The organism is Microbacterium sp. YJN-G, assembly GCF_015040615.1.
Taxonomy (GTDB): Bacteria; Actinomycetota; Actinomycetes; order Actinomycetales; family Microbacteriaceae; genus Microbacterium.
In genome coordinates, this window is the sequence record NZ_CP060402.1 from 773,189 (window position 1) to 785,904 (window position 12,716).

The 12,716-nt window shown below is 70.6% G+C and carries 8 protein-coding genes; 6 read left to right on the forward strand and 2 right to left on the reverse strand.

The genetic code is table 11. The features are described 5' to 3' along the window. Positions 1 to 111: 111 nt before the first annotated feature. Both H7694_RS03625 and H7694_RS03630 read right to left on the reverse strand, forming a co-directional pair. Complete coding sequence (locus H7694_RS03625) at positions 112 to 957, reverse strand: endonuclease domain-containing protein (protein WP_193598183.1); 846 nt, start codon at positions 955 to 957, stop codon at positions 112 to 114. 170 nt (positions 958 to 1,127) lie between these two features. Beyond that, on the reverse strand, positions 1,128 to 2,222 hold the full coding sequence (locus tag H7694_RS03630) for an FAD-dependent oxidoreductase (RefSeq protein ID WP_193598184.1): 1,095 nt from the start codon (positions 2,220 to 2,222) through the stop codon (positions 1,128 to 1,130). 60 nt (positions 2,223 to 2,282) lie between these two features. Here H7694_RS03630 and H7694_RS03635 point away from each other — a divergent pair, with 60 nt between their 5' ends. The 6 genes from H7694_RS03635 to H7694_RS03660 all read left to right on the forward strand — a co-directional run bounded on the left by H7694_RS03635 (position 2,283) and on the right by H7694_RS03660 (position 12,711). Further along, complete coding sequence (locus tag H7694_RS03635; protein ID WP_193599056.1) at positions 2,283 to 3,401, forward strand: GuaB3 family IMP dehydrogenase-related protein; 1,119 nt, start codon at positions 2,283 to 2,285, stop codon at positions 3,399 to 3,401. Further along, positions 3,398 to 4,207, forward strand: a complete 810-nt coding sequence (locus tag H7694_RS03640; RefSeq protein ID WP_227468268.1) for an SURF1 family protein — start codon at positions 3,398 to 3,400, stop codon at positions 4,205 to 4,207. The genes H7694_RS03635 and H7694_RS03640 overlap by 4 nt, the downstream gene beginning before the upstream one ends. Before the next feature lie 234 nt (positions 4,208 to 4,441). Then, positions 4,442 to 9,028, forward strand: a complete 4,587-nt coding sequence (locus H7694_RS03645; protein WP_227468269.1) for an ExeM/NucH family extracellular endonuclease — start codon at positions 4,442 to 4,444, stop codon at positions 9,026 to 9,028. Between the two features lie 114 nt (positions 9,029 to 9,142). Continuing rightward, positions 9,143 to 9,610 carry a DUF3817 domain-containing protein gene (locus tag H7694_RS03650; RefSeq protein WP_193598185.1) on the forward strand — a complete coding sequence of 156 codons (468 nt, stop codon included), beginning with the start codon at positions 9,143 to 9,145 and terminating at the stop codon, positions 9,608 to 9,610. Next, positions 9,607 to 11,193 carry a glutamine-hydrolyzing GMP synthase gene (gene guaA / locus H7694_RS03655; protein ID WP_193598186.1) on the forward strand — a complete coding sequence of 529 codons (1,587 nt, stop codon included), beginning with the start codon at positions 9,607 to 9,609 and terminating at the stop codon, positions 11,191 to 11,193. The genes H7694_RS03650 and guaA overlap by 4 nt, the downstream gene beginning before the upstream one ends. Positions 11,194 to 11,292: 99 nt before the next feature. Beyond that, complete coding sequence (locus tag H7694_RS03660) at positions 11,293 to 12,711, forward strand: glycosyltransferase (protein WP_193598187.1); 1,419 nt, start codon at positions 11,293 to 11,295, stop codon at positions 12,709 to 12,711. Positions 12,712 to 12,716: the final 5 nt, after the last annotated feature.

Consider the following 12,716-nt stretch of genomic DNA (forward strand, 5'->3'; position numbering starts at 1 on the left):
GGACGGATTCCGCGGAATTCGTCCTACGCCCGCGTTTTCTCCTACGTCCGGTGAATGGTTGGGGGGATCGGATGCCGCTCGGGGATCGGATGCCGCGCGGCGGGATGCCGTTCACCGGCGGGGTGCCAGGTGCAGGCCCTGCGCGATGGCGTTCAGCAGTGTCTCCTGCACGTACCGCGGATCGAACATGATCTGCTGATAGTCGAAGCGCAGCACGGTGTAGCCGAGCAGAGCCAGCCGGGCATCCTGCCGGATGTCACGCCGCCGGTCCTTCGCCTCGCTGTGGAACTCGAATCCGTCGAGCTGGATCACCAGACGATCGCCGATCAGCGCGTCGACCTCGTGCCCGTCGATGATCACCTGCTGGCGCACCTCGGCCCCGCAGCTGCGCGCGATCGAGAGGAAGGCGGTCTCGATGCCCGAATCCGACTGCACGCCGACCCTCCGGAGCACGTGCGCGGCCGCCGGGGTGCCCCACTGCGTGCGGCGCAGCTGCGGCAGCGTCACCGCGCCGATGCGCAGCGCCGACTCCCAGACCGTTGCAGCCGAGGCCGGTTCGAGGCACCGCGCGACGTGGAACAGCACGTTCAGCACGGGCTCCTCAGTGCTGAAGCGGGGAACCGGAAGAGGTCCCTGCGCCCAGTGCACCACGAGCCCGGCGCGTCGATTGCGGGATGCCGTGGCGGGAACGGCCACGTGGGTGTGCGCAGCATCCGGTGTCCAGAGTCCCTGCTCACGCGCCGCACTGACGCAGGTGACCCGGCCGCTGACCTGCGCCGCTGCGCGGCGCTCGGCCGTGCACTCCGGGGTGACCAGCCACGAGCGGTGCACCCGGTCGAGCATCCCCGCCGCCTCGGCCTTGCGGATCTCGTACGCCGAGTAGCCCGCCGCGCGCAGATCCGAGCTGTGCGAGACGCCGCCGCGCTGCCGCATCCAGGCCATCAGAGGTGTGCTCATAGCGCCCGAGCCTGCCCGTCTCAGCCGTCCGGTGGGCGCCTGGAACGGTGAATGTGGACAGATCACAGCATCCGCGTACCTGTGCAGGAAGATCGGCATTCACCGGAGGTAGGCGATCATTCCGAGGTAGGACGCATTCCGCGGAATCCGTCCTACGCTCGCGCTTTCTCCTACCTCCGAGGAATCCCGAGCCGGAACGGTTCTGCGGCGCGCGCCCCCGGATCGACCGCGAGATCGGCGAGCACCGCGCCCACGGCGGGGACGAACTTGAACCCGTGGCCGGAGAACCCGGCGCCGACGACAATCCTGCCGATCCGGTCGAGCACGAAGTCGCCGTCGTCGGTCGACGTGTAGGTGCAGCTGATGGGCGCTGCGCTGTCGGCATCCAGCCCCGGCATCCATTCGCGGACGTACTCCGCCAGTTCCGCCTGGTGCGTCGGCCGGTGCGGGCGGGCGTCGGGGTCGACCTCGTCGCCGACCCGGTGGAAGCCGACCTTGACGCCCTCCCCGGGCGTCGGCATCCCGTACACGATGCCGGGGAAGCGTGCGCCGGCGTAGTGGTTGAACGACGGCCACGCCTCCGCGCCGCGAGGCGCGAAGTGGGCGGGCGTCTCCTCCGTCACCACCAGCCGCGGCAGCGGCGCCGCCGGCAGCAGCGTCTGCGTCCACGCCCCGGCGGTGACGATCACCGTCTCGGCGCGGATCGCCACGCCATCGGGCAGGCTCAGCGTCACGCCCGATGGATCCTCCTCGAGCGCCGACACCGGCGTGCTCCAGCGCACGTCACCCCCGGCGAGGACCACGCGCCGCTCCAGCTCGGTCAGCGCCGCTGCGGCACGGATGACACCGGCATCGGGCGAGAACAGCACGGCATCCTCGAACCGCATCCCCGGCCACCGGCGCGCCGCCTCGGCGCCGCCGATGATCTCCGCCCGCGTGCCGCGCGCGACCAGCGCCGACTGGATGCCCTCGAGATCGTGCTCGCCGTGCGTGATCAGGCCGTGCGCCCGCAGCAGCGGTTCGCCGTCCACGGGGGAGAGCGCCGCCCAGCCTTCCCGTGCCCGGCTCAGCAGGTCGAGGTAGTGCGGCTCGGCGTAGGCGTCGTTGAAGTTGCGGGTGGCGCCGTGCGATGCGCCATGCGTGTGCCCGCGCGGGAACCGCTCCAGCACCACGGGCCGCCGCCCGCGACGGGCGAGTTCCCAGGCCGCGGCGAGCCCCATCGCACCGCCACCGACCACCGCGACATCGACCGATTCCGTGCGCATGCTGCTCCTCCCGCTCCAGTCTGTCAGCATCGGCGGGCCGGGTAGGCTGGGAGGGTGAGCATGGACATCGAGATCGGCCGAGGCAAGCGCGCACGTCGCGCGTACACGTTCGACGACATCGCGGTCGTGCCGTCGCGGCGCACCCGAAACCCGGAGGACGTCTCGACCGCGTGGACGATCGACGCGTTCTCGTTCGACATCCCCGTCATCGGCGCTCCGATGGACTCGGTCGTCAGCCCGACCACGGCCATCATGCTCGGCAAGCTCGGTGGCCTCGGCGTGCTCGACCTCGAGGGGCTGTGGACCCGCTACGAGAACCCGCAGCCGATGCTCGACGAGATCGCCGCGCTGCCCGCAGAGCGCGCGACGGTGCGGATGCAGCAGCTGTACTCCGAGCCGATCAAGCCCGAGCTCATCAAGCAGCGCCTCGCCGAGATCCGTGACGCGGGCGTCACCGTCGCCGGCTCCCTCACTCCGCAGCGCACGCAGGAGCTGTACGAGACCGTCGTCGCCGCCGGAGTCGACCTGTTCGTCATCCGCGGCACCACCGTCTCGGCCGAGCACGTCTCAAGCGTGGCCGAGCCGCTGAACCTGAAGAAGTTCATCTACGACCTCGACGTGCCGGTGATCGTCGGTGGCGCCTCGACCTACACGGCGGCCCTGCACCTCATGCGCACGGGAGCGGCGGGCGTGCTCGTCGGCTTCGGCGGGGGAGCGGCATCCACAACGCGGGTCACCCTCGGCATCCACGCCCCCATGGCCACGGCCGTCTCCGACGTCGCCGCGGCCCGCCGCGACTACCTCGACGAGTCGGGCGGACGCTACGTGCACGTGATCGCCGACGGCGGCGTGGGCACGTCCGGCGACATGGTCAAGGCGCTCGCGATGGGGGCGGATGCCGTGATGCTGGGCGTCGCGCTGGCACGAGCCACCGACGCGCCCGGCCAGGGCTTCCACTGGGGTGCCGAGGCGCACCACACCCAGCTGCCGCGCGGCCGTCGCGTCGCGGTGGACGGCGTCGCGAACCTCGAGGAGATCCTCTACGGACCCGCACCCGTCGCCGACGGCACCGCCAACCTCATCGGCGCGCTGCGCAAGTCGATGGCGACCACCGGCTACTCCGACCTGAAGGAGTTCCAGCGCGTCGAGGTCGTGCTCGCCCCGTACGAGCTGGGATGACGAACAGCGCGCCGTACGCGTCGCAGGAGTTCCCGCCGACCCTGCGCGAGGTCATGCTGCGCGGGCGCTGGATCGGCGTCCTCGTGCTGTGCCTCGTCGTCGCAGGCGTGTTCGCGTGGCTCGGCCAGTGGCAGCTCGCGCGCGCGATCGACACCGACCCGCCCGCCCCCGGCGCCACCGAGCAGGTGCAGCCGCTGACCGAGGTCGTCGAGCCGGGCCAGTACCTGCGCGAGTCGTCGGGCGGGCAGCGTGTGGAGACCAGCGGCACCTGGGTGGCCGAGGACTTCATCGTGCTCTCGCAGCGCTTCAACGACGGCGCCGAGGGCTACTGGGTCACCGGTCAGCTGCGCGTCGCCGAGCGCACCTCGATCGCCGTCGCGCTCGGCTGGGCGCCGACCCGCGAGGAAGCGGATGCCGTGGCGGCAGGTCTCGCCGAGCGCGGCGCCGTCGAGGGCGAGATCACGGGCCGCATCATCGACGACGAGGGCGCCGCCGTGCCGCCCCGCGCCGACCCGTACCGGCTCACTCTCATGTCGCCCGCTGCGCTGCTGAGCCGCTGGCACGACGTCGACGGACTGAACGTGTACCGGCCGTACCTGGCATCCACTGAAGCACCCGAGGGGCTCGTGGACATCAGCTCGCCGGCACCGGTGGAGAAGTCGCCGGTGAACTGGCTGAACGTGTTCTACGCGGCCGAGTGGGCGGTGTTCGCGGGCTTCGCGTTTTACCTCTGGTACCGGCTGGCCCGCGACGCCTGGGAGCGCGAGGTCGAGGAGTTCGAGGACGCGGCGGCACAGCATCCCTGATCGATGACCATCCGGTTACCGGTCTGAGAACATGCTTGCCGATGTCGGCGGGGCCACCTATGGTCACATCTGTTGGTGCGTGCGCGCCAGTCGCGCATCACGCCGGCTCCACGAGAGACCCGGCGTCCCATCCTGACCGAGGAGACAGCAGTGACGATGTCCGCCCCCGATGACCGGAACCGCAGGGTTCGGGTCGCACACCACAGAGACCGGGGGCGCATCCGCGCTCTCGCCATGACCACCGCCTTCGGCCTGGGCTTCGGCTCGCTGATCGTGGCGCCGGCGGCCTTCGCCAGCGTCGACGGCACCGGCGTGGTCATCAGCGAAGCGGCGCTGTCCGGAGGCAGCTCCGGCGCGGCCTTCAAGAACAAGTTCATCGAGCTGTACAACCCGACCGGCGCCGACATCACCCTCGACGGGATGTCGCTGCAGTACCGTGCCGCAGGCACGACCACCGCGTTCACCGGCATCGCCGCCCTCTCGGGCGTGATCCCGCCCGGCGGCTACTTCCTCGTGCAGGCCAACAGCAACGGCACCACCGGCGCGGCACTGCCCACCCCGGATGTCGTGAGCTCGCTCACCCCGAGCGGCACCACCGGCACGCTCGCCCTGGTCAGCGGCACCGCCGCCATCAACCCGGGCACCGGGTCTCTCGTCGGCGTCGACGGCATCGTCGACCTGCTCGGCTACGGCGGATCGAACACCTTCGAGACGGCGCTGGCCCCTGCTCCCACCAGCAACAGCAGCGCCCCGTCGATGAACCGCACCGACGGAGCCGACACTGACGACAACAGCGCCGACTTCACCCTGTCCGCCACCATCACCCCGACCAACTCGAAGGGCGAGACTGAGGCTCCCGGCACCGACCCGGAGCCCGACCCCGAGCCGCAGCCGACCGAGAAGGTCGCGATCGCCGCGGTGCAGGGCACCGGCGCGACTTCGCCGCTGGCCGGCCAGAAGGTCACGGTCGAGGGGGTCATCACCGCCGATCACCGCACCGGAGGGTACGCCGGCGTCGTCATCCAGACGCAGGGCTCCGGAGGCGCCGACGACAAGACGCCCGGCGCATCCGACGGCCTGTTCGTGTACCTGAACGGCAAGACCGTCCCCAGCGCGATCGGCGACCTCGTGACGGTCACCGGCACGGTGAGCGAGTACTTCGGTCAGACGCAGATCACCCCGGCATCCGCCGCGGACGTCGCGCTCGTGACCGCCGGTGTCGGCGTCCCGGCCGCCACCGCGCTGCCGGCCACCGTCGTCGGCGCCGACCGCGAGCAGTACGAGAGCATGCTCGTGCAGCCCACGGGTGACTACCTCGTCGCCTCCAGCCACCAGCTCTACAACTACGGCACGCTCTGGCTGAACCCCGGCGAGCTCAACGTGAAGAGCACCGAGCTCGAGCGTCCCGGCGCCGAGGCGGATGCCATCGCAGCCGCCAACCGCGCCGACCGCATCCTGCTCGACGACGGCTACGGCGTCCAGATCAGCAACGCCGCCCACCCGGGCAACCAGCCGTACTTCACGAAGGACGTCGTGGTGCGCAACGGCGACGCGGTCGACTTCGGCGACCGCGCGTTCGTGCTGCAGTACGGCTTCGACGACTGGCGTCTGCAGCCGGTCGTGCCGCTGAACAGCACGTCGCCGGCGGAGCAGAAGGTGTCGTTCACGACGAACAACCCGCGTCCCGAGGTGCCGTCGGTCGGCGGCGATGTGCAGGTCGCGTCGTTCAACGTCTACAACTACTTCACGACGCTGAGCGGCGAGAACTCCGACGCGCGCGGTGCGGACGATGCGGCGCAGTTCGCGATCCAGAAGTCGAAGATCGTCTCGGCGATCAACGCGCTCGACGCCGAGATCGTTTCGCTCATGGAGATCGAGAACTCGATCAGGTTCGGCGACCCGATCGACACGGCCCTCGCCGACCTCGTCGACGGGCTCAATGCCGAGGCGGGCAGCGAGGAGTGGGCCTTCGTGCCGACCCCGGACGCCCTCGCCGATGCGGCGACCACGGACTTCATCACCAACGCGATCATCTACCGGAAGGATGCGGTGACGCCCGAGGGTGACAGCGCGACCATCACCGATGAGACCGTCTGGGGCAACGCCCGCGAGCCGATCGCCCAGGCGTTCGACGTCGACGGGCGCACGGTGACCGTCGTCGCCAACCACTTCAAGTCGAAGTCGGGCAGCGGCACCCAGCCGGCCGACGGCCAGGGCTTCTTCAACGACGACCGCGTCAAGCAGGCTCAGTCGCTGCTGGCGTTCACCGAGCAGCTCGCGGCCGACAGCGGCAGCGACGACATGCTGCTGATCGGCGACTTCAACGCGTACAGCCACGAAGACCCGATCGACGTGTTCACGTCGCAGGGCTGGGTCGACACGGTGTCGGCGAAGGCCGCAGGGCAGTACACGTACACGTTCGACGGCGAGCTCGGCTCGCTCGACCACGTGATCGCATCGCCCTCGCTGGCCGCCTCGATCACCGGCGCGGGCGTGTGGACGATCAACTCGCCGGAGTGGAGCGACCGCGGCTACGCGTTCGGTGCCACCGAGTCGGGCACGCCGTTCCGCTCCAGCGACCACGACCCGATCCTCGTCGGCGTCTCGGCCACCGAGCCGCCGGCCAGCATCGACATCGTCACGATCAACGACTTCCACGGTCGTATCGAGGCCGACGGCGCCGCCGCCGGCGCCGCGGTGCTCGCCGGAGCCGTGCAGTCTGTGCGCGACGCGAACCCGAACACGATCTTCGCCGCCGCCGGCGACCTGATCGGTGCGTCGACGTTCACCTCGTTCATCCAGGACGACAACCCCACGATCGACGCGCTCAACGCCGCCGGGCTCGATGTGAGCGCGGCCGGCAACCACGAGTTCGACAAGGGCTGGGCCGACCTGCGCGACCGCGTGCAGGACCGCGCCGACTGGGAGTACATCTCCTCGAACGTGTTCCTCACCGAGACCGGAGAGCCCGCGCTCGCCCCGGCCTGGGTCAAGGAGCTCGACGGTGTGCGCGTCGGCTTCGTCGGAGCAGTAACCGAAGATCTCGGCACGCTCGTCTCGCCGGACGGCATCCGCGATCTCGAGGTGCGCAGCATCGTCGACTCCGTGAACGCCGTCGCCGACGACCTGCGTGACGGCGACGCCGCCAACGGCGAGGCCGATGTGGTCATCCTGCTCGTGCACGAGGGGGCGACGACCAAGGAGGTCGGCAGCATCACGCCCGAATCGCCGCTCGGCGAGATCGTCTACGGCGTCGATGGCGACGTGGACGCGATCGTCTCGGCTCACACGCACCTCGCGTACAACCACGTCATCGACGGCCGCCCGGTCGTCTCGGCCGGTCAGTACGGCGAGAACATGGGCGTGATGAACCTCCAGGTCGATCGCGAGACCAAGGAGCTCGTGTCGATCGTCAATGAGGTCCGGCCGCTCGCGCATCAGGAGACCAGGGAGGACGGCTCGAAGTTCTGGGTGCCGAACTACCCGGCCGTCGCCGAGGTGCAGTCGATCGTCGACACCGCCAAGCAGGAGGCCGATGTGCTCGGCGCCGTCAAGGTCGGCGACATCACGGCGGACTTCAACCGCGCCCGCCAGAGCGACGGCAAGACCGAGAACCGCGGTGGCGAATCGACCATCGGCAACTTCGTCGCCGACGTGCAGAAGTGGGCGACCGGTGCACAGATCGCGCTGATGAACCCGGGTGGCCTCCGCGCCAACCTCACGTACGCGTCGAGCGGCGGGAGCGACCCGGCGGGCAACGTGACCTACCGCGAGGCGGCGACGGTGCAGCCGTTCGCCAACACGCTGGTCACGCTGAACCTCACCGGTGCGCAGCTGAAGAACGTGCTCGAGGAGCAGTGGCAGCCCGCCGACGCCTCGCGTCCGTTCCTCAAGCTCGGCGTCTCGGAGGGTCTGGTGTACACCTACGACCCGACCGCGGCCGCCGGCTCGCGCATCACCTCGATCACCCTGAACGGCACGGCCATCGATCCGGCACAGACCTACCTGGTCGTGGCGAACTCGTTCCTGGCCGCGGGCGGCGACAACTTCGCCACCCTCGCCGAGGGCACCGACAAGAAGGACACCGGCAAGATCGACCTGCAGTCGATGGTGGACTGGTTCACGGCCAACAAGACCGCGACGCCCGACCTCGGCCAGCGTGCCGTGGGCGCCGTGATCACCCCGGCCGCCACCGAGTACGCCGCGGGCGAGCAGGTCACCGTGGCGCTGTCGTCGCTGGCGTTCAGCGCCGGCGAGGCCGCACCGACCGAGGTCGAGTTCCGCCTGGGCGACACGGTGCTCGGCACCGCGCCGGTCACGACCACCGTGGTCGACGCGTTCGACGAGGCCGGGACGGCGAGCTTCTCCTTCGAGGTGCCGGCGGATGCCGAGGGCAAGACCCTCACCGCCACGCCGAACGTCGGTGAGACCGTCGCACTGCCTGCGGCGTTCGCCGGTTCCGACGCGGAGCCCGGCCCCTTCGAGGGCACGATCGAGCTCGACTCGTGGAAGGTCCGCGCGGGCGGCGAGATGACGATCAGCGGCGAGGGCTACACGCCCGGTGAGACCGTGACCGTCGAGCTGCGCCCGAAGAAGGGCGACACGATCGCCCTCAGCGAGATCGTGGTCGGCGACGACGGCGCCTTCGAGGAGTCCGTCACCGTGCCGCGCAGCGTCCACCCCGGCAAGCACACCCTCGCGGTGTCGCAGGCCGACGGCGACGAGGCCACCCAGACGGTCCACGTGAACCGCGCCGGCGGTTCGGGAGGCCCGGGCGGCTGGCTGCGCGACCTGATCGAGTGGATCACCGGACTGTCCTGACCAGACTGCTCTGATAGGGCAACCGACGACGCCCGTCGTGGACCTCGAATCCACGGCGGGTGTCGCTGTTCACGCGGCGGCGGGCGCACGGCATCCGCCGTCTAGACTGGAGGCATGCCCGAGCCCAGAGTCGCCAGCTTCCCGGCGATCCGCGGAGCGCTGAAGTTCTATCAGATCGCCTCGATCATCACCGGCGTCATGCTGCTGCTGCTCGTCGCCGAGATGGTGCTGAAGTACACGCCGATCGGCCTCGAACTCTTCCTCGGCGGGTCCGGCGGATTCCTGTGGTTCGCCGAGGTCGTCGAGGGGCCCGAGGGCCTCGAATCGACCGGCGACGGACTGAACGTGTCGCTGGGCATCCTCATCGCGCACGGCTGGTTCTACGTCGTGTACCTCTTCGCGTGCTTCCGGATGTGGAGTCTGATGCGCTGGCGGTTCCCGCGGTTCATCATGCTCGCCCTCGGCGGCGTCATCCCGCTCCTGTCGTTCTTCATGGAGACGCGCGTCGCGCGCGATGTGAAGGCCTATCTCTCCACTCGTGAGACCGCCGAGGTCTCCGCCGCCACGGAAGGTGCCCGTTGACCGAACAGACCGAGACCCAGCAGCGCCCCGCGCTGGTCGTCGACTTCGGCGCGCAGTACGCGCAGCTGATCGCCCGCCGCGTCCGCGAGGCGGGCGTGTACAGCGAGATCGTCCCGCACACCGCGACCGCCGATGAGATTGCGGCGAAGAACCCCGTCGCGATCATCCTCTCCGGCGGCCCCTCGTCGGTGTACGAGGACGGCGCGCCCAAGCTCGACCCGGCGGTCTTCGACCTCGGCATCCCGACGCTGGGCATCTGCTACGGATTCCAGTACATGGCGCAGACCCTCGGCGGCGAGGTCGCGAACACGGGGCTGCGCGAGTACGGCGCCACCGACGCGCACATCTCGGCGACCGAGAGCACCCTGCTGGGCGGCCAGCCCGCCGAGCAGAACGTGTGGATGAGCCACGGCGACCAGGTCTCGCGCGCCCCCGAGGGCTTCGACGTGCTCGCCACCACGGATGCCACCAACGTGGCCGCCTTCGCCGACGAGTCGCGCCGCTTCTACGGCGTGCAGTGGCACCCCGAGGTCAAGCACTCCGACCACGGCCAGGCGATCATCGAGAACTTCCTGCACAAGGGAGCGGGCCTGTCCGCCGACTGGAACAGCGACAACGTGATCGCCGAGCAGATCGAGCGCATCCGCGAGCAGGTCGGCGACGCCCGCGTCATCTCGGCGCTCTCCGGCGGCGTGGACTCCGCGGTCTCGACCGCGCTCGTGCACCGCGCGATCGGCGACCAGCTGACCGCCGTGTTCGTCGACCACGGTCTGCTGCGCAAGGGCGAGCGCGAGCAGGTCGAGAAGGACTACGTCGAGTCCACCGGCGTGCGCCTGATCACGGTCGACGCTGTCGACACCTTCCTCGGCCACCTCGCCGGCGTCACCGACCCCGAGACCAAGCGCAAGATCATCGGCCGCGAGTTCATTCGCGCCTTCGAGCAGGTGCAGCGCGACCTCGTCGAAGAGGCCAAGGCGACCGGCGGAGCGCCGGTGAAGTTCCTCGTGCAGGGCACCCTGTACCCCGACGTCGTCGAGTCCGGCGGCGGTGCGGGCACCGCGAACATCAAGTCGCACCACAACGTCGGTGGCCTGCCCGACGACCTCGACTTCGAGCTGGTCGAGCCGCTGCGCGCCCTCTTCAAGGACGAGGTGCGTGCGATCGGCCGCGAGCTCGGCATCCCCGAGGCCATCGTCGGACGCCAGCCGTTCCCCGGCCCTGGCCTCGGCATCCGCATCATCGGCGAGGTCACCCGCGAGCGCCTCGAGGTGCTGCGCGAGGCCGACGCGATCGCCCGTGAGGAGCTCACGAAGGCGGGTCTGGACCAGGCGATCTGGCAGTGCCCCGTCGTGCTGCTCGCCGACGTGCGCTCGGTGGGCGTGCAGGGCGACGGTCGCACCTACGGTCACCCGATCGTGCTGCGCCCGGTCTCCAGTGAAGACGCCATGACGGCCGACTGGACCCGCCTGCCCTACGACGTGCTCGCCCGCATCTCGAACCGCATCACCAACGAGGTGCGCGAGGTCAACCGGGTCGTGCTCGACGTCACCTCGAAGCCACCGGCGACCATCGAGTGGGAGTGAGCGCTGTTGCGGGGTTCCGCGTCGGGCCAGTCGGTCCCTGAGCAGGGCCCACACGCCCCCGAGGCTCCGAGCGGCGCGGAGCGACGCTCGGAGGGGGGCGTGGGGATCGAAGGGTTCCCCGACGCGGCGTTTCTCGTGCTGTCGAGCCGGCTGATCCCCGACCTCGACGGCGGGTACACGATCGCCACCGCGGCTCGCGCCAGGCAGCTGGCGGAGCGCGGCGCGGATGTGCAGATCGTCACCGTCGACCCGGGCACGGCGTCGGCGCACGCCGCGCACCGCGAGGAGTTCCTCCGAAGGGGGATGCTGCCGGTGAGCGTGCCGCTGCGGAACCTCTTCGACGAGGCCGTGGCGCCCGACGGGGGAGCGGCGGGATGGCTGCGCGATGCGGTTGCCGCTGCCGCTGCTGCGGCATCCGATACTGCGGTTGCCGCTGATGCGGCATCCGATCACCCCGGTGGGACGGCGGCCGTCGCGAGCGAGTATCGCGAGCTGACGGATGCCGCGGGCCGGCGCTATGCGGCCCTGCCCGTGATCCAGGGGAACCCGGACTGGCATCTGAGCACCGCCCCCGTGATCGTGTACGACGCAGACGGCGCGACGGCGGGCACGCTGCCCGGTTTCGGCGGACTGTACCGCGCCTGGCTCGCGCACCTCGCCGGCGAGACCGACCGGCCCGTCGTGGTGATCTGCGAGTCGCGGCAGCTCGGTGAGCTGCTGGCGGGCTGGTCGCACCCGCGGGTGCGCATCGTCCACGCGATCCACACCATGCACCTCGAGCCGCCGTACACACCGGATGCTCCGCTGAACGCCCTGTGGACCCGCTGGTTCGCGATCAGCGACCGCTTCGATGCGGTGCTGTGGCCCACGCAGGCGCAGCGCGACGACGTCGAGGCCCGCTTCGGCGACGCTGCGGTGAACCTCGTGGCGCCGCACGGCATCCCGCTCCCGCCTGTCGACGATGACGCACGCGAGCCCGGCCTCGTCGTCAGCGTCTCGCGGCTCGCGCCCGGCAAGCGCATCGACCACCTCGTGCGCGCCTTCCTCGCCGCCGACGTGCCGGGCACGCGGCTGGAGATCTGGGGCGACGGGCCGTCGACGGCATCCCTCACCGCACTCGTCGAATCGCTCGACACCGGCGGCCGGGTGCGGCTGATGGGTCACACCGATGACCCGGCCGCCGTGCTGCGCCGCGCAGCGCTGATGGTCACCTCGACCGCGTTCGAGGGACAGGGGCTGTCGATCGTCGAGGCGCTCGCAGCCGGCTGCCCCGTGGTCGCCTATGACGTGCGCTACGGACCCGGCGACGCGCTGCGTCGCGGGGGAGGGCTGCTGGTCCCGTCGGGTGATGAGGCGGCGCTGGCCGACGGCATCCGCCGGGTGATGACGGATGCTGCGCTGCGGACGCGCCTGGCCGCCGAGGCGCCTCAGGCGGCCTCCGCCTGGAGCGAGGATGCCGCGATGACCGCCCTCGCCGCCGCCGTCCGCACGGCGCTGGCCGGCGCTCCGCGCCGCTGAGGGCC

What these genes read in the sequence shown, in the direction of transcription:
- H7694_RS03635 (WP_193599056.1), top strand. Translation starts at nt 2,283, where the DNA reads ATGGACATCGAGATCGGCCGAGGCAAGCGCGCACGTCGCGCGTACACG.
- H7694_RS03645 (WP_227468269.1), top strand. Translation starts at nt 4,442, where the DNA reads ATGACCACCGCCTTCGGCCTGGGCTTCGGCTCGCTGATCGTGGCGCCG.
- H7694_RS03630 (WP_193598184.1), bottom strand. Translation starts at nt 2,222, where the DNA reads ATGCGCACGGAATCGGTCGATGTCGCGGTGGTCGGTGGCGGTGCGATG.
- H7694_RS03625 (WP_193598183.1), bottom strand. Translation starts at nt 957, where the DNA reads ATGAGCACACCTCTGATGGCCTGGATGCGGCAGCGCGGCGGCGTCTCG.
- H7694_RS03640 (WP_227468268.1), top strand. Translation starts at nt 3,398, where the DNA reads ATGACGAACAGCGCGCCGTACGCGTCGCAGGAGTTCCCGCCGACCCTG.
- H7694_RS03650 (WP_193598185.1), top strand. Translation starts at nt 9,143, where the DNA reads ATGCCCGAGCCCAGAGTCGCCAGCTTCCCGGCGATCCGCGGAGCGCTG.